General features: G+C 37.8%; 19 protein-coding genes. 7 read left to right on the plus strand and 12 right to left on the minus strand.

The window, feature by feature from the left end:
- Positions 1–67: 67 nt before the first annotated feature.
- Complete coding sequence (locus tag KG732_RS02310) at positions 68–1,150, minus strand: bifunctional 3-deoxy-7-phosphoheptulonate synthase/chorismate mutase type II (RefSeq protein WP_213520769.1); 1,083 nt, start codon at positions 1,148–1,150, stop codon at positions 68–70.
- Positions 1,151–1,256: 106 nt separating this feature from the next.
- A complete protein-coding gene (locus tag KG732_RS02315; RefSeq protein ID WP_213520770.1) occupies positions 1,257–1,499 on the minus strand; it encodes a hypothetical protein in 243 nt (80 codons plus the stop codon).
- 886 nt (positions 1,500–2,385) lie between these two features.
- Between KG732_RS02315 and gldA the strand changes: the two genes are divergently transcribed.
- Entirely contained in the window at positions 2,386–3,297 is a 912-nt protein-coding gene (gldA, locus tag KG732_RS02320; protein ID WP_213520771.1) for a gliding motility-associated ABC transporter ATP-binding subunit GldA, read from the plus strand.
- Between the two features lie 21 nt (positions 3,298–3,318).
- Here gldA and KG732_RS02325 read toward each other — a convergent pair whose 3' ends face one another.
- The 6 genes from KG732_RS02325 to KG732_RS02350 all read right to left on the minus strand — a co-directional run bounded on the left by KG732_RS02325 (position 3,319) and on the right by KG732_RS02350 (position 6,738).
- A complete protein-coding gene (locus KG732_RS02325) occupies positions 3,319–3,723 on the minus strand; it encodes a PIN domain-containing protein (protein ID WP_213520772.1) in 405 nt (134 codons plus the stop codon).
- Complete coding sequence (locus KG732_RS02330) at positions 3,720–4,019, minus strand: DUF6364 family protein (protein WP_213520773.1); 300 nt, start codon at positions 4,017–4,019, stop codon at positions 3,720–3,722. The genes KG732_RS02325 and KG732_RS02330 overlap by 4 nt, the downstream gene beginning before the upstream one ends.
- Positions 4,020–4,067: 48 nt before the next feature.
- Positions 4,068–4,772, minus strand: a complete 705-nt coding sequence (locus tag KG732_RS02335) for a TIGR04283 family arsenosugar biosynthesis glycosyltransferase (protein ID WP_213520774.1) — start codon at positions 4,770–4,772, stop codon at positions 4,068–4,070.
- A gap of 4 nt (positions 4,773–4,776) precedes the next feature.
- A complete protein-coding gene (locus KG732_RS02340) occupies positions 4,777–5,046 on the minus strand; it encodes a hypothetical protein (protein ID WP_213520775.1) in 270 nt (89 codons plus the stop codon).
- Between the two features lie 256 nt (positions 5,047–5,302).
- Positions 5,303–6,121 carry a purine-nucleoside phosphorylase gene (locus KG732_RS02345; RefSeq protein ID WP_213520776.1) on the minus strand — a complete coding sequence of 273 codons (819 nt, stop codon included), beginning with the start codon at positions 6,119–6,121 and terminating at the stop codon, positions 5,303–5,305.
- Positions 6,121–6,738, minus strand: coding sequence for a TIGR04282 family arsenosugar biosynthesis glycosyltransferase (locus KG732_RS02350; RefSeq protein WP_213520777.1), 618 nt, complete (start codon positions 6,736–6,738; stop codon positions 6,121–6,123). The genes KG732_RS02345 and KG732_RS02350 overlap by 1 nt, the downstream gene beginning before the upstream one ends.
- Before the next feature lie 231 nt (positions 6,739–6,969).
- Here KG732_RS02350 and rpsO point away from each other — a divergent pair, with 231 nt between their 5' ends.
- The 5 genes from rpsO (at position 6,970) to KG732_RS02375 (ending at position 12,295) form a co-directional block, all read left to right on the plus strand.
- Positions 6,970–7,239, plus strand: coding sequence for a 30S ribosomal protein S15 (gene rpsO / locus KG732_RS02355; RefSeq protein WP_169932308.1), 270 nt, complete (start codon positions 6,970–6,972; stop codon positions 7,237–7,239).
- Between the two features lie 274 nt (positions 7,240–7,513).
- Entirely contained in the window at positions 7,514–9,715 is a 2,202-nt protein-coding gene (locus KG732_RS02360) for a polyribonucleotide nucleotidyltransferase (RefSeq protein ID WP_213520778.1), read from the plus strand.
- A gap of 599 nt (positions 9,716–10,314) precedes the next feature.
- Entirely contained in the window at positions 10,315–10,974 is a 660-nt protein-coding gene (gene rpe / locus KG732_RS02365; RefSeq protein ID WP_213520779.1) for a ribulose-phosphate 3-epimerase, read from the plus strand.
- Positions 10,975–11,248: 274 nt separating this feature from the next.
- On the plus strand, positions 11,249–11,851 hold the full coding sequence (locus KG732_RS02370; RefSeq protein ID WP_213520780.1) for a MarC family protein: 603 nt from the start codon (positions 11,249–11,251) through the stop codon (positions 11,849–11,851).
- A gap of 243 nt (positions 11,852–12,094) precedes the next feature.
- Entirely contained in the window at positions 12,095–12,295 is a 201-nt protein-coding gene (locus KG732_RS02375) for a hypothetical protein (RefSeq protein WP_213520781.1), read from the plus strand.
- A gap of 52 nt (positions 12,296–12,347) precedes the next feature.
- On the opposite strand, the gene KG732_RS02380 is transcribed toward KG732_RS02375, so the two are convergent.
- The 3 genes from KG732_RS02380 to KG732_RS02390 all read right to left on the minus strand — a co-directional run bounded on the left by KG732_RS02380 (position 12,348) and on the right by KG732_RS02390 (position 15,129).
- Complete coding sequence (locus tag KG732_RS02380) at positions 12,348–13,934, minus strand: S41 family peptidase (RefSeq protein ID WP_213520782.1); 1,587 nt, start codon at positions 13,932–13,934, stop codon at positions 12,348–12,350.
- Complete coding sequence (locus KG732_RS02385) at positions 13,931–14,362, minus strand: dCMP deaminase family protein (protein WP_213520783.1); 432 nt, start codon at positions 14,360–14,362, stop codon at positions 13,931–13,933. The genes KG732_RS02380 and KG732_RS02385 overlap by 4 nt, the downstream gene beginning before the upstream one ends.
- A 176-nt stretch (positions 14,363–14,538) precedes the next feature.
- Entirely contained in the window at positions 14,539–15,129 is a 591-nt protein-coding gene (locus KG732_RS02390) for a HupE/UreJ family protein (RefSeq protein WP_213520784.1), read from the minus strand.
- A gap of 285 nt (positions 15,130–15,414) precedes the next feature.
- Between KG732_RS02390 and KG732_RS02395 the strand changes: the two genes are divergently transcribed.
- Positions 15,415–17,088, plus strand: coding sequence for a response regulator (locus KG732_RS02395; RefSeq protein WP_213520785.1), 1,674 nt, complete (start codon positions 15,415–15,417; stop codon positions 17,086–17,088).
- On the opposite strand, the gene KG732_RS02400 is transcribed toward KG732_RS02395, so the two are convergent.
- On the minus strand, positions 17,085–17,549 hold the full coding sequence (locus tag KG732_RS02400) for a CBS domain-containing protein (RefSeq protein WP_213520786.1): 465 nt from the start codon (positions 17,547–17,549) through the stop codon (positions 17,085–17,087). The genes KG732_RS02395 and KG732_RS02400 overlap by 4 nt on opposite strands.
- Between the last annotated feature and the right edge of the window lie 28 nt (positions 17,550–17,577).

Consider the following 17,577-nt stretch of genomic DNA (forward strand, 5'->3'; position numbering starts at 1 on the left):
AGGTAGTAGAGGGTTTGAAAATAAAAAGGGGCAGAATTAATTCTGCCCCTTTTTGTAATTCTAATAATTAATTATTGATCACCTTTTCTTGGTGTATAATAGATTCTTGATGCACCGCTTTAAAAACTCGGAGAATAAACTCTTCACTTAATCCGTGTTCTTCACCAGCAAGTATCATCTTACCTAGAATCTCATTCCATCTTTTGGATTGTAAAACAGCTACGTTACGTTCTTTTTTCAACGCGCCAATCGCATCTGCAGTTTTCATTCTCTTACCTAATGTTTCAATAATAGTATTGTCAATCACATCTATTTGAGCTCTTAAAACACCTAATTTAGACTGGTATCCAGCTTCATCATCTTGCTCTTTTCTAATGCGTAAATCTTTAAAAATTTGCATCAAGGCGGTTGGTGTTACTTGTTGAGCGGCATCGCTCCAAGCGTTATCTGGATCATAATGTGTTTCAATCATCAAACCGTCAAAATTTAAGTCGAGAGCGGTTTGAGAAACTTCAAGAATCATATCTCTTTTTCCAGTAATATGCGAAGGATCACAAATCAATGGAATATCTGGATAACGCGTCTGGAAATCTACCGCTATTTGCCATTCTGGATTGTTGCGGTATTTTGATTTATCATAGGTAGAAAAGCCTCTATGGATCACCCCTAATTTTTTAATATTTGCTGTATGCAACCGCTCCACAGCTCCAATCCACAAGGCCAAATCAGGATTAACTGGGTTTTTTACCAGCACTACCTTATCCGTTCCTTGTAACGCATCAGCAATTTCTTGAACGATAAATGGACTAACGGTAGATCGAGCACCTATCCATAAAAGATCGATGTCGTGTTTTAAGGCTAGCTCTACATGAGCTCGGTTGGCTACTTCAGTGGCGGTTAAAAGACCTGTTTCTGCTTTGGCCTTTTGCAACCATTTAAGCCCCATCGCTCCAACTCCTTCAAAGTTTCCTGGACGTGTTCTGGGCTTCCATATTCCTGCACGTAAATAAGTAACGTCTGTATCTTTTAATTCATGTGCAATTTTAAGCACTTGGCTTTCCGTTTCTGCGCTGCATGGTCCAGCAATAACTATGGGATGCTCCAGTTGGTGAGCGTCTAACCAGGTTCTGAATTCCTTCTTATTTTCCATTTTCTATTCCTTTCAGTATCGTTTTAATTCTATTTATTTGTTCCATATCATTAAATATGGCACTGTGATCGTCTTTTTTACGCTTTCGCGAAAGCGATACAAATTCTCAATATAGCCCTCCCGACTCGTTAAAGCATGCTTCTATATTCTTTGCAAATATAGGCGCCCAAGTGGTCAGCAAACGCTTTGCTATTGAAAAGATGCATTCAAAACCACTGCTGTCCGAATCAAAGAAATCCCGTTCATTTTTTCCTCCTACAGCAACGTCTTCCCCAGCATAAACTGGATTGTCAGATAATACAACAATAGGCTGATCGCAAATCGCTCGTGTGATGCACCACAATTGCATCGTCAGAGGTTCAAAAACCAGTTTTGAAATTCCCTGCAAGTTAAAAGAGGTTTTCTCTACCTCACATACAATTATGGTTTTCTTGACAAATAAAATTGGATCTTGCCTTTTCTAGTGGAGGAACATCAGTGCCAGAAATGGGATGTGCTAGAAAAAATTGCCATTTGTTTTTATGAGGTGCTACCCCTTCACTGATAGCTTCTTTGTTAGCCCCTAAAGCTTTCAGCTATCCCCTCTAGTACCCGAGTTAATAAACCTAAGGCACCTATCTCAGCATTGAGAATAGGTTTACGCAATAAGCGCCTGTTTTTTTACCTGACCCAGCTTTATTGCCAAGTAATCTACTGAAACCCTATGCTGTCTTTTGCCTGTTTTAGGATAGTTGAAGTGATTTATAAATACCTTATACCTTCAAAAATTCTGCGAGAATCCCTCTTTCTAATTGCGCTGCCTCAAATGCAGCGAGGTCTTGAAAATCTAGATCTGAACAAAGGAAGTAAAAAAGGGGGCTCAATGAATAGGTGGCGGTTGTATTTTAAAAAGTGTGCTATCCAAGCCAGCCAATGCGGTGAAGCGCTTTCCCAAATTTCCTGGATCATGCCCAGATGTCAAATGAATAGTCGCCTTATTGTTAACTATATTTTCAATTATTAGCATACCGGCCTTCCTTGCATAAGTTAACCTACATACGTACCAGAAATAAGTTGTTGTACTCATCAATTACAACTAAAATAAAATAGAATTTTATAAATATCTCAATTTTCGGAGCCATTTATAGGAGATTTAGAGCCCTATAATTATAGCAGCTTAAAGCTGTGTTCTCGCTTTCGCGAAAGCGGCTCAAAAAACAGATAGTAACATACTTACATTTCTTATCTTTACCCCAATGTCTATAGAAGTAACCACCATATCCAAATATTACGGACAGCAAAAAGCGCTGGACGAAGTTAGTTTTTCCATCAAAGCTGGAGAAATAGTAGGTTTCTTAGGCCCTAATGGAGCAGGGAAATCTACGATGATGCGCATTTTAACTACTTATTTAAACGCTGATGAGGGAAGCGCAACAGTAAACGGTCATGATGTTATCCAGGAGCAACGCCAGGTGCAAAAGTCCATAGGATACTTACCAGAGAACAATCCGCTGTATCCAGATATGTATGTAAGGGAATACCTTACTTTTAGCGCAGAGGTTTATAAAGTAACCGATTCTAAAAAACGCATTGATGAAGTTATAAAAGAAACTGGACTGAATTCTCATGTAGGTAAAAAGATTCAAGAACTTTCTAAAGGATACAAACAACGTGTAGGACTTGCAAATGCACTGTTGCACCGACCTAAAGTATTAATTCTAGACGAGCCCACTACAGGCCTTGACCCCAATCAACTGGTAGAAATACGCCAGCTGATTAGAAAAGTAGGTGAAAACACGACCATTTTACTCTCTACCCACATCATGCAAGAAGTAGAAGCCATGTGCGATCGAGTGATCATTATCAATAAAGGAAAAATAGTCGCAGATGATTATTTAAAGAACCTTAAAAGTGAGGCGGCTCAATTGATTGAAGTAGAATTTGACTATAAAGTAGAGCCTGAATTGTTACAGCAAATTGATCGGGTAAGAGAAGTTACAGATCTTATCCACTCCCCTGGGTTTATTTACAGCTTGCGATTTGAAACAAAAGAAGACATGCGTAGTGCCGTGTTTGACTTTGCACATGATCATGAATTGAAGATCTTATCGCTTAATAAGAGAAATAAGAATCTGGAGACGATGTTTACGGAGTTGACGAAAGAGTAGCTGTGAGTTTGTGAGTTAAAATTAAAAAAGCACTTCTTCTGGAGCAAATACAGGAATGGTGGAGTGTTTAAAACCTTTTAAATCTCTTGTAATAATCCCGTTCATATCACTGATTCTCAAGGCACATTGAAACTGAATAGCATCTTCATAATCATTAATTTTTGATGAAACGGCAGTTTTTAGAACTAGTCTATCTGCTGGAATGATTTCTATAAAACCTAAAAGACCATTAATAATGTTTTTAGCGTTTTCAGTTCCTTCTGTTCTTGATGCTATATAATAAGTAGTTGAAATACTGATAGCCGAGGTATAAAATTTCCAGTTTTCAGATTTAGCCTTTTCAAATAACTTAACAGCATTTGTTCCAAAAGGCTCTCTTAATGTGATCAAATCAATAAGAACATTAGTATCTACGAAATATTTCATTTCAAATATTTGGAATATCGTTCTTCCCTAATCTTCTCTCGGTCTCTAACATAATCAATATCTGCATCTACAGAGCCTGCAATACCTAGTAACCAATCTGGAATTAGAAATGGTGCATTATCAATTTGATCCTTTCCATAAACAGTTCCTGATTCACTGATTTGATTAGGGTTTGTTATTTTACTCAAATAACTCTCTATCAATTCAGAAAGGCTGCGACCAGTTTCTTTTGCATAAGTCTTTGCTCTTATTATTACTTCTTCGTCTATAGTGAGCGTCAATTTAGTTTTCATCATACGTATCTTTAAATCAAAAATACGTATAATCTTATAAATACCTAAATATCAACTACATTTACTTAAATAATACTGATAAATTTCATCAATGGATGCACCTTTATATTTTTTCCAATAGATCATAATATAAAACCACTGCAAGCGAAAAACACCTTTTTTATGGTAACGTCGAGCGCTGGTTTTCAACCATTTTGGAATAACATGGTAGTGACCGCGTTCATAAAGTCTTGTGATCAAATCATAATCCTCATAAATAGGAATCTGAGTATTATAGCCTCCTATTTCATTATACAAATCCCGAGTAATATATTGAGATTGATCACCCCCACGACAAGCTTTCCATGAAAACCTTGTGAACCAGCCTATGATTATTAACCATGGGTGCCAGCTTTCAAACTTCATTCTAAAACAGCCAGCAGGATTCCCCTCTTTAACTGCCTTAGCAATATGTGCGTCATAATTTCTAGGCGGGTAGGAATCTGCGTGAAGAAAATACAGCAGTTCCCCTGTTGCCACTGTGGTACCATGTTGCAATTGCTTGCCACGACCCTTTTCTGAAGAATAAATTTTAATGATAGGCTTGTGTATCGCCAAAGCAAAGTCAGTAATTAGTGGAACAGTGCCATCCGTACTGCCACCATCCACTAGAATGACCTCTAACGAGTTTGCGTTTTGAGCATATTCTTTAAGGTAAAGCAGTAACTTTAAAATGGACGCTTCTTCATTAAGAACCGGAATGATAATGCTTGTCATACTTTCAAATATACGTAAGGCACAGGCATAGCGTGGTATTTTTACTTATTAAAGGCCATACACAATTGATGCAGGAGTCTAGTTCCCTTTTTTCAATATTGGTGTCGGCTACTTTAATGCATACCCTCAACCCTACTTGTCCCAATGGTCCATCAATATCCTTAATGCTGCCTTGCAGGTCGTGATCAAAATATGCTATACCGTATCGGAGTTCACCTACTTTTAAGCAACACACCCCTTTACGGTGGTCTGGTTGCCCATTCTCATAAGGCATCACTTAATGTTCTGTTGAGGTTCTGTATTAAAGGTACACGCTACCTATACCAAAGTTTGTCACTGCGATACGTATACAAATTAGCTCGGATTTATAAGGTAATAGGTAGCCAAAGTTCCGACAAAAGGAGGGGACAACTTCCGTTTTTTCATAACATAACTATAAAAACCAGTTTTTAAAAAATAACCAGCACTGAAAAGCGGTTAAGCAAAAGTCAGCTTTAACAAAGCTGTAACAGGGATTCCTAAGACTAAAATTAAAGCAGCTCTATCAAGCCTTTGAATAAAGCTACCATTTTAGGCTCTGCTTTTCCTGCTATTGCAATGATGTCATTGATATTAACAGGTTCTAAGTTTTCTGGATCGCATTCGTCTGTAAGTACAGAAATGGCACTTACAGGAAGATTCAAATGATTTGCGACAATAATTTCTGGCACCGTACTCATTCCTACCGCATCAGCTCCTAATATTTTAAGCATCCGGTATTCTGCTCTGGTTTCTAATTGAGGGCCAACTACACTGGCATAAACACCTTCTTTAAGAGCAATGCCTTGATTTACCGCAAGAACTTTTAACTGCTCGTTCATATTCTTGTCATAAGGTGCGCTCATATCTGTAAATCGCTCGCCAAATTCACTTACCCCTTTAAAAGCTAGCGGACTCCCTCCTTGTAAATTGATATGATCTTCTACAAGCATCAAGTCGCCTTTTTTCATATCTAAATTAACTGCTCCAGCGGCATTGGACACCAATAGGTTTTTAATCCCTAATCCGTGCATCACTCTAATTGGATAGGTAATATCAATAAAGTCATAACCTTCATAAAGGTGAAAACGACCTTGCATCACCACTACTTTTTTACCTCCTAGATCTCCATAAATCAACTTCCCAGAATGGAACTCTACTGTTGCGAGTGGAAATGAAGGTATTTGATTGTAGTGTGCTACTTTTTGGTTTTCAATACTATCGACCAGTTGCCCTAAGCCCGTACCCAGAACGATGCCTACTTCTGGAGCTTCAAATCCTTGAGCTTTTAAGTATTCTACAGATTGATTAAGTTGTTTTTTATTAAGCATTAGAGGTGTTTTAAAAAAGGTTGAAATGCTGGAATGTTTTTTATATCGTCGTAGCAATCCACATCATTACGTTCTTCCAGCAAAGCATAATTATAATCTTTAAGATTTTCAAGTGTTTTTTCTAGTACGGCGGAGGTGCCCCATTCTTTATTTTCAAATATACCAGAGACGACTTTTTTAGTCAATCCCAGTAGGTAATATCCGCCATCTTCTGCAGGTCCTATAACGGCATCATGAGTATGTAGCTTTTTAAAAGCCTTTTCTAAGTCGGTAGTATTCATATCGTGCATATCAGATCCTATAATAACGACATGATCATGTGTTTTAAATGCGTCTAGAAAAGCGATTTTCATACGCACTCCTAAATCTTCCCCTTCTTGTGTGTATTTATGATAGAGCGCATCGTCCCAATCGTCATTTTTTGGCACTTCGTCACTGTACCACACTTTTTTAGTAGCTTGAAGATCTTTAGTAATCTTGAGAGTATGTGCTAAAAGAAACTTATAAATCTCCAGTGCCGCTTGATCTCCTACGGTTGCCGCCAGACGTCGTTTGCCCTTTCCTAATTTAGGGTTGCGGGTAAAAATGATAAGACAATCAGTGTTTTTAGGATTCAAAAGAAGTAGTTTGTTACTACAATAATAAAGCAAACTAATCACGATCTGGTAACTGCTATCCTAAATTTAACGTTGTATTGATAGATGTTATTAGAGACGACTTTAAAAATTGATACATAAGTTATTAAATATAATGAAATAACCGTATTTTTGCAGGCGCTAAGAGAATGAATCTCGAGGCACCGTCAGATCGACTGACATACATAATATTCATTATATACTAATTTTGGCATGTATTTAGCACCAGAAAAAAAAGCGGAAATTTTCGCAAAATACGGTAAAGACGTAAAGGATACAGGTAACACTGATTCACAAATCGCATTGTTTACTTACCGCATCAACTATTTAACAGGACACTTAAAAAACAACCGTCACGACTACAACACAGAGCGTAGTTTGGTGAAATTGGTAGGAAAGCGTCGTTCCCTTCTTGATTACAAGATGAAGAAAGACGTGGTTGCTTATCGTGAGTTGATTAAAGAATTAGGTATTAGAAAGTAATAAATTGGGGGCCTCGCGTCCCCTTTTTTATTTTATCAAAAGTAGGAGAGCTTATCTCTATTCCGCTTTCGCGAAAGCAGAATTAAAACAAATCATCGCGACATAACAAAAGCTGGTTTCTCATAAAGTAACAGTTCTTATTCATTGAATCGCCTATCGAGAGCCCTAAGGCTCGAGTAGAAATTAAATTTCAACGTTTGATTTCAGGTTCAAGTTCAAGTTCTAAACACCTTCTCTACCACACACAACTTGAGATTAATGTTTAACTATATTTATGAAACCACAAGTTTTTAAACAAGTGATCAAAATGGCCAATGGGCCTGATATCACTATCGAAACTGGAGCGCTTGCAAAACAAGCACATGGATCTGTTGTGATCACATGTGGGAAAGCAATGCTTCTAGGAACTGTAGTATCCAGCTACAAATCAACTGGATTAGATTTCCTTCCACTTACTGTAGATTACCGTGAGAAATTTGCCGCTGCCGGTAAATATCCAGGCGGATTCTTCAAACGTGAGGCGCGTCCTAACGATGGAGAAGTACTTACTATGCGTCTTGTAGACCGTGTATTGCGTCCCCTATTCCCTAAAGATTACCATGCAGAAGTGCAAGTAATGATTCAATTAATGTCTCATGATGACGAAGTGATGCCAGATGCTATGGCGGGTCTTGCTGCAAGTGCTGCTATTCAGCTTTCTGATATTCCATTTGAATGTGCGATTTCTGAAGTACGTGTAGCGCGAGTGAACGGTGAATTTATTGTCAATCCAAGTTACTCACAGTTAGCAGAAGCAGACCTTGAAATGATGATAGGTGCTAGTGCTGACTCTGTAATGATGGTAGAAGGTGAGATGAGCGAAGTATCTGAAGAAGATATGATCGCTGCAATCAAAGCCGCTCATGAAGCTATTAAAGATCAGTGTGCTGCTCAAATTACCCTTGCTGAAGCAGTAGGTAAAAAAGTAGTGCGTGAGTACGAGGGTGAAAAAGAAGATGCAGATATCGAAGCTAAGGTAGCAGAACTTGCTTACCAAAAAGTGTATGATGTCGCTAAAAAAGGAAGCGCTAAGACAGAACGCAGCGCAGCTTTCTCTGAAATCAAAGAAGAGATCAAAGCTACTTTCTCTGAAGAAGATCAAGCAGAGAACAGCGATCTGATCTCTAAATATTTCAACAAGACCCATAAAAAAGCAGTACGTGATGTACTCCTTAATGAAGGTATACGTCTTGATGGTCGTAAGACTACAGACATACGTGATATCTGGTGTGAGGTAGATTACCTTCCGTCCACACACGGTAGTGCCATTTTCTCCCGTGGAGAAACTCAAGCACTAGCAACAGTAACCTTGGGTACTTCTAGAGATGCCAATGTGATCGACATGGCTTCACAAGAAGGAGAAGAACGTTTTTACTTGCATTACAACTTCCCACCATTCTGTACAGGAGAAGCTCGTCCGTTACGTGGTACTTCCCGTCGTGAAGTAGGTCACGGTAACCTAGCTCAACGTGCATTGAAACGAATGCTTCCAGATGATCTTCCTTATACGGTAAGAATTGTATCTGAAGTATTAGAATCTAACGGTTCTTCTTCTATGGCAACCGTTTGTGCCGGTACTATGGCGATGATGGATGCAGGTCTACCTATGAAAAAACCAGTTTCTGGTATCGCTATGGGATTGATCACAGATGGTGAGAAATATGCTGTCTTATCTGATATTTTAGGTGATGAAGATCACTTGGGAGACATGGACTTTAAAGTCACTGGTACAGAAGATGGAATCACCGCTTGTCAAATGGATATTAAAGTTAAAGGCCTTTCTTATGAAATCCTTACTAATGCTTTAATGCAGGCTAAAGAGGGCCGCATGCACATCCTAGGTAAACTAACAGACACTATTGCTGCTCCAGCTGCAGATGTGAAGCCCCACGCTCCTAAGATGGAATCTATGGAAATTGAAGGAAAATTCATTGGAGCTGTTATAGGACCTGGTGGAAAAGTAATTCAAGAAATGCAAAAAGAAACTGATACCGTGATCAACATCAAAGAAGATGGTGAGATGGGAATCATTGAAATTGCAGGTACAGATCGCGCTAAAATTGAAGCTGCTTTAGAACGTATCAGGAATATCATTTTTGAACCAGAAGTAGGCTCTGTCTATGAAGTGAAGGTTGTTAAAATGTTAGACTTTGGTGCCGTAGTAGAATTAAGGCCTGGTAAAGAAACCTTACTTCACGTAAGTGAGTTTGATTACAAGCGTATTGAAGATCCATCTACCGTTCTTAAAGTAGGAGATGTACTAGATGTGAAATACATGGGTATAGACCCACGTACGAAGAAGCAAAAAGTATCTCGTAAAGAATGTCTTCCTAAACCAGAAGGTTGGGTAGAGCGTCCAGCACGTGAACGTGATGATCGCAGAGCTCCACGTCGTGACGACCGTCCACGTAGAGATAACGACTCTAAGTCTGAGTAATAACAACCGCATTTCGAGCGCAGATCGACTAGCTCTGTGTGACAATTCAATGCTCGCTATAATGTTATAAATCTAAAATGCCTCTTGAAGTTTCAAGAGGCATTTTTTATTGTTGGTTATTTTATGTTCTAGCTTATAAGTCAACTAGAAGTGAAAGCTGAGGCATTTCAAGGCAAAAGTAGGAATACTATTTAGTTCCTCTCGTAAGTAGTTACACTTTTATGAGTAGTTCCGCCAGCAATCACTAAAATCATTGCACTTCGATGTAAGCTCGTCGCAACTATAAGTGAACTTGAAGTGTTTATTCCTGCCACTATTTTGAGTTCTAAATGCACAAAGTAGACAGGGGAAAATGTAGGCTTCCCCTTTTTGTAGGCTTCCCTTAACTAGTACACCTTAAAAAAAATGTGAAAAAGAATTTAAATTCTTCACCTAATATATCGCGATAAACACCTGTTATATGCTGATTATAACTTGGAGAGGAACTCATTTTTATGAATTTCACAAAGCGCATTTTCAACTTTTAAGTAATAATTGTATTCCGCTTTCGCGAAAGCGGAATCAAAAAGCTAAATTTGCACAACCTTTAAAAACAAAAGATGTCTCAACTTATCGCTCCATCCGTTCTTGCCGCAGACTTTGCTAACCTACAACGCGATGTAGAAATGATTAATAGATCTGAGGCTGACTGGTTTCATATAGATATTATGGACGGTGTTTTTGTACCTAATATTTCATTTGGAATGCCCGTATTACGTGACATTGTAAAACACGCGACCAAAACCATAGACTGCCACTTGATGATTGTAGATCCAGACCGTTACGTGGAGACTTTTGCAAAATTAGGATGTCATATTCTTACGGTGCATTATGAGGCTTGTATCCACCTGCATAGAACACTACAATTAATCAAATCCCACGGCATGAAAGCTGGAGTCGCTTTGAATCCACATACCAGTGTTCATTTACTTACTGATGTGATTCAGGATATAGACCTAGTGTGCTTAATGAGTGTCAACCCAGGCTTTGGTGGACAGAGTTTTATCGAGAATACCTATGATAAAATTACACAGCTCAAAAAAATAATTGACTATAAAAAGTCGGATACCCTGATAGAAATAGACGGTGGTGTGACTGATAACAATGCCAAACAACTGGTAGATGCTGGAGCAGATGTGTTAGTAGCTGGCAGCTATGTGTTTAAATCTGCAGATCAAGAGGCAACTATTAAGAGTTTAAGAGCTTTAGCTAATTCCTAGATCATCCGCAGTCTATTGGGTCCTTTCTTTTCTTGAAGATAAACAGAATCCTTTTATTAGTTCAATGACCTTTTTTCACTTTTCGTTGTTCCTGTTAGTTAAAAATACCTGTCCTATTTTCTAAATTACAAAACTGCATTTCCAATCGATATTGTTGAAAGCTACTCGCCTTAAAGGCCTATAATACCAACAGATTTAATGTTTATTTAACCTATGTCATGACCTATCTACCTGCTCATTAGAGCTACTTTTGCACGCTGAAGAAACAAACCTCATGGAACATAATGCTTTAGTAAACTTTTTTACTGCCTTTAATTTTAAAGAGGCTTTTACAGCAGGAATGATTCTTTTTGCAGTCATCGATATCATAGGTAGTATTCCAATTATCGTTGATTTAAGGCGTAAAGTAGGTCATGTTCAAAGCGAAAAAGCATCCATTGTAGCTGGTATTTTGATGATCGTTTTTATGTATGTGGGAGAAAGCATATTGGGTCTTATAGGAATTGATGTCAACTCCTTTGCTGTGGCCGGTGCGTTTATTATTTTCTTTATTGCTCTTGAAATGATCTTGGGCATCCAATTGTATAAAGATGATGCTCCAGAAACGGCTGCGATCATACCCATTGCTTTTCCCTTAATTGCGGGTGCTGGAACGCTTACTTCAGTACTCTCTTTAAGAGCTGAATACTCCGCCATTAATATCATTATTGCAATTATCGTGAACATAGGTTTTGTTTACGCAGTATTAAAAAACTCTGGACGTTTAGAAAAATTATTTGGCAAACAAGGAATTAATGTGATTAGAAAAATCTTTGGGGTCATCTTGCTAGCCATTGCAGTAAAACTATTTACTTCCAACATCAAAGAATTATTCTAATAAAGCACCCTAGTGGTTTGCCCGGTCAGAGCGGTGAGGCGTTTATAAAACTGCTGTTTACTGACCAATAGAACGAAGTGTGCTTTTTATGGAGTTCTAAAACAGGTTAGTTCCAACCATTTTATTTTCTATCTGATGCTTTTAATAGTTTAAAAACAAGATTTCTTTAACTAGACCAATAGCTTAAAAATCATACCTTGCTGCGGCTTATCCTAGCATCTTTTTTAATTGAAGCAAACTATTATGAAATACGTATTTTACTCTATCGGAATATTAGCAGTTGCCAGCATCGTTTTCAATGCGTTTAAACTCAACTTCAATCACCTTCTTCAAGGCGATAGCCAGATCGCTGCTATAAGCATTCTAGCTGCTTTATGCGTAGTGGCTTTAATGGGAATTATGATTGTCTCTAAAAAAATATCTCAGAAATACGAAGAAAATTAAGAACCGCTATTGTGGGATCGACTTTAGTGACTTGAAAGCTTTATTTGACTATTCATTCATTTTTTTGACTCCATTCGAGCAACTTCTTAATCATGAGATCTTCTTGATTCAGCAATTTTACTTTTAATTCTGTAGTGAACAATTGTTCGGCCATAGCAGACTTTATAATCAGTGCAATTTCGTTTCTATATCCTGGTAATTTGATGCTCGTATTGTACAGCTGTGCATATTGTATAAACTCTTCCATCAGGTGTCCTGAGATCTGATAATCGGTTATAAAGGCTTCTTGCGAAAGGGTTCTTAAGGTACGTCCTTCCTCCTGAAGGTATTTATTCACAAACTGGTCTGCAAAGCCAGTTCTACCGAAGTAATCCAGTGTTTGTAAAACATAACCCTCTGGACTGGCCACAAAAACATCAGGAATAATACCACCACCTCCATAAACTACCTTGCCAGCTGGAGTAACTTTTTTAAGAGAATCGATCACTTCAATATTGGCAGCATTTTCTAACTCTCCATTATGGTAACGATCTATATATTCTTTAAAATAGTCTTCATTACCGTTGTCATAAGGCCTTTGTATGCTTCTTCCAGTAGGCGTATAATACCTCGCAATGGTAAGTCGTACTGCACTACCATCCCCCAGCTTGATCTCTTGTTGAACCAATCCTTTACCAAAACTCCTGCGACCTATAATAGTCCCTGTATCATTATCCTGTAATGCTCCAGCTACCACCTCGCTAGCGCTGGCACTATTTTCATTGATCAATATAAACACCTTGCTATTTTCAAAAGAACCTCTTGGAGTAGCATAACTGTCTTTACGTTTATTATTCCTGTCTTTTTGAAAGAGAATAAGCTGGTCTTCTTCCAGAAACTCGTCTGCGATGGCTATCGCTGCACTTAAAACACCCCCTGGATTATCTCTTAAGTCCAACGCGATTTGTGTGGCTCCAGCTCTTTTTAAATTTTTGATCGCTTTTTTAAATTCTGCTACTGTGGTCTCCGAAAAGCGATTGATTTTTATATAACCAAGATTGTCGCTTAACATATAACTCGCGTCCACACTTTTAATGGCAACGTTCCCTCTTGTCACTGGAATATAGATAATATCTTTGTCACCAGGTCTTAAAACACCTAACAAGACTTTGGATCCTTTTGCTCCTTTAAGCGCATCGGTAGAAACTGCATTTATTCCAAAAAGTGGCTTTCCATCGGCATATAGGATTTTATCCCCTCCTTGAATACCTGCCTTATCACTAGGCCCATTTTCAATGGCTCTCAACACAGAAATAGAATCTTGGTTCACAAAAAAGCGAATTCCAATACCCACAAAATCGCCTCGCATGCTGTTCTCCACATCTTCTGTTTGGTCACTAGGAATATATACCGAATGCGGGTCAAGGTTTTGCATGATCTCATTTACCGTAACATCTACAATGCTGTCCGTATTGATTTGATCTACATAACGTTGATCGATAAGGTCAATTAATCTATTGAGTTTGCGTTTTTTTTGACTGCTAGAAGAGGCTATATAGTCATTACCTAAACTATTTTGGTTAAGAACACTGCCTAACCATATCCCTATGGCAAAAAGGATTCCTAAAAATAAGGGGTAGTATAGGTATCGCTTTTTCATTGATCAAATGCTTGAATTTGCTCTATAGTAACTCCTGCTTTTTCAAGAAATTGCAACCCACTATCGTCTTTATAAGCTTGCAGGTAAACAACGCGATTTATACCGCTTTGATGTATTAATTTACTACACTCTTTACAAGGTGACATAGTAATGTATAAAGTAGCTCCACGACAGCTTTGTGTAGAACCCGCTACTTTTAAAATGGCATTAGCCTCGGCATGAAGCACGTACCATTTGGTATAGCCTTCTTCATCTTCACAGAAGTTTTCAAAACCGCTAGGGGTTCCATTATAACCATCACTTATGATCATGCGATCTCTTACTATCAGAGCGCCTACTTGACGCCTCTTGCAATGTGAAAGTTTCCCCCACTCTGCCGCCATTTTTAAATAAGCGACATCGTATCTATGTTGTTTTTCCTTTTTCAATTTTTTTTCTAGATCTAAGAAGTCAACTTCTTGGAAGCAGTTGATTTTCTTCTATTAGGTTAATGTGACAGCGTTACTCTTTAAGGTTCTACTTTCGCCTAACATGAATCTCGCCCTCTTGATGCACGTGCATCGATTATAGATTTGGTACTGTTTAGCTTTCGCGAAAGCGAGATCTAAAAAATCCACCTTACGATCAATAAAGGTATCACCATTCCTAAAACTATGGACGATATGATTTGTACCCATTCTTTTTTATTAAAACGAAAGATCCCCGTAAAGATAAAATTGAGTAGAAGCACCACTAGAATCACTAGTAATTGGCCCAGTTCAATTCCCAATGCAAATTCCAAAAGCATCAGCAGTTTACTTTCTGCCCCTGCAGCTAACATTTTAAAACCGTTTGCAAATCCAAAACCATGAACAATCCCAAAAAATGATGCGATGACTATGGTGATCCAATGCTGATGATCTCGATGCCGATTTCCCGCTGTAAATATATTATACAAGGCAGCCACCACTATGGTTACAACGATCAAAAACTCTATATACGAACTATTAAAAGTAACCTCACCGTAGCTTACTAATAACAGAGATAAAATATGACCTCCCGTAAACGCCAGACTTAAACCAATTAACTTTTTCCAACTGTTAAAAAGAAAAGGAACCGCTACAAGAATAAAAAATAACACATGATCATATGCGCCTACATTAAAATTCATGACGTGGTAAAAACCTTCCGTCACGTATAAGATAAAATCGTCCATTAGTAAAGAATACATTTAAATCATCGTGATCAAAAATAAGCTTTAGACCCAAAGGATGAAAGCCTATTGTGAAGGAGTTTGCATAAATACCTCAAAACAAGCCCTTAAAAAGGAGCTTTAAACAAAACTAAAATCGACGAACTGTAACTTTTTGTGCTAAAAGTTACACTTATATGCGCCTTAAGAAGCATTAATTAAAAATATACATATCTTAGTATCCATATAATTATAATGATCCCTATCAAATATACTTATACTCTTTTTCTTGTGTTTGTAAATTTTTGCTTGAATGCACAAGTAGTTACAACACCAGCCTCGCAAAAGCTTCCCACAGAGTTCCTTCTTATGGAACCTTTGTTAAATGGGTCTTACCAACTATCAAACAACCTAGTTGGTCAAGAGTCTTTTAACCATCATCTAAAAACGTTGAAAATTGGACGAGTAAAAGAAGCTTTTTGGCACGCCAGTAGCACGTATGGTTCTTTGGGAAGTGATTTCTTTGATACCAGTAATGACAAAACAAGCAACAAATACACACTTAAAGCTGTTGAAAAAAACAGTCCCGTTGTTACCTATCAATTAGATCTCTATAAAAAAGAATTGGAAAAATCTGTAAAAGAAAATGCGCTTCAGCATGAAAAAATTAGAAAAACCAACTTTTTAAATTATGGCCTTATCGCCCTCTTTTTTATGGCGATTTTAGGGCTTTTATTCACATTAAGTCGTTACAAAGAACAAAAACGACTCAACCTAACGCTTCAAAAAAAGGCCCGGCTCTATCTCGACCAAAAGACCAAAACAGAAAAAACGGCTCATGCAAAAAGCAATTTCTTCAACACCATATGCCATGAATTGCGCACCCCTTTGTATGGAGTTATTGGATTGAGCGCTATTTTATTAGAAAACAATAAGGAGAAGGGTCTTCAAGAAGACTTAAAATCGCTTCAATTTTCGGCCGATTACTTACTTGCTTTGATCAATAATGTGTTGCAAATCAACAAAATGGATGCCGACCAAATAGGCAATGAACAGGTTGATTTTAATATGCGAGATTTAATAGATCAACTAGTCACCACATTTAAGTACATGCTTAAGCAAAACAAAAACATCATCAATGTGACCTTACCTCATGATATGCCCTTTCTTCTTTACGGAAATCCTACGAGACTATCTCAAATACTGATGAATTTAATAGGTAATGCCAATAAGTTTACCAATAATGGTATTATCGATATTAACGTAACCACAATTAAAATTGATGCTGATCAAATAAGTCTTGAATTTTCGGTAAAGGATAACGGTATAGGTATCTCCCAAAATAAAAAAGAGCACATCTTTGAAGAATTCAAACAGGGTGACTCTCTGCGCTACGACTATCAAGGAACTGGATTAGGTTTGCCTATAGTTAAGCGATTATTACACTTATCTGGTTCTGATATTCGATTAGAATCAGAAATAGGTAAAGGTTCTATATTTAGTTTTAAATTGGATTATCCAATCACACAAAGAGCAAGTCATCAAAATTTTACCAGTCACCAAGCAGCTGTATTAAATACAACTGTTTTAAAAGGGAAAAAAATCCTTATCGTAGAAGACAATCGCATTAATCAAATGGTTACTAAAAAGATTCTTGAAAAGGAAGGCGCCTTGTGCACTATTGCCGAGAATGGCAAAGAGGCTTTAAATGCGGTACAATCAAATGTATACCATCTTATTCTTATGGATATGAACATGCCTGTAATGAACGGAACAGAAGCTGCAAGGCTTATTAAAAGAGATCATCATGTACCCATAATAGCGCTTACAGCATCAGAAATTGCCGAAGTGCGGCAGAATATTCTAGATGCAGGTATGGACGACATCATCATAAAACCTTATGATATGGACACTTTTAAAAAAGTGATACTTAAAAATATACAGAATCACAAAATAAAGCAGCCCACCTGTTCATCTGCTTAGCGCCACTGATTCCCTTTAAGTTTGGTTGCCGCAATAATGACATCCATTCTAGAGATCTGCCCTATTAACTTTCCGTCCTTAGTCACAGGAAACCTTCTATGTCCAGTTTTAAGAAATCTAGAAGCCGCATCAAAAATATCTGCTTCTTGATCTATGGTAGTAGGATGTTCAGACATATAGTCGCTCACCTTTCTACCGCCTATTGGCATGTTGTGGTAGCGACTCTCTCCTATGACATGCATCAAATCTGTATCACTTATAATACCAACTAGGTTTTTATTGGCATCCACTACCGGTCCACCGGTAATTCTGTATTTGAGTAAGGTTTCCATAACTTCTGTAATTCCTTGATCTGCAGAAAAAGTAATCAATTTACGAGTCATGTAGTCCTTCACTTGAACTAGTTGTGGAACATGACTACTTATGACCTCTCTTTTCCCCATAAAGTTCTTAATTCCCATAACCTATTGATTTTAAATGTGGTAGGAA

Source organism: Nonlabens sp. (assembly GCF_018401815.1).
GTDB lineage: Bacteria > Bacteroidota > Bacteroidia > Flavobacteriales > Flavobacteriaceae > Nonlabens.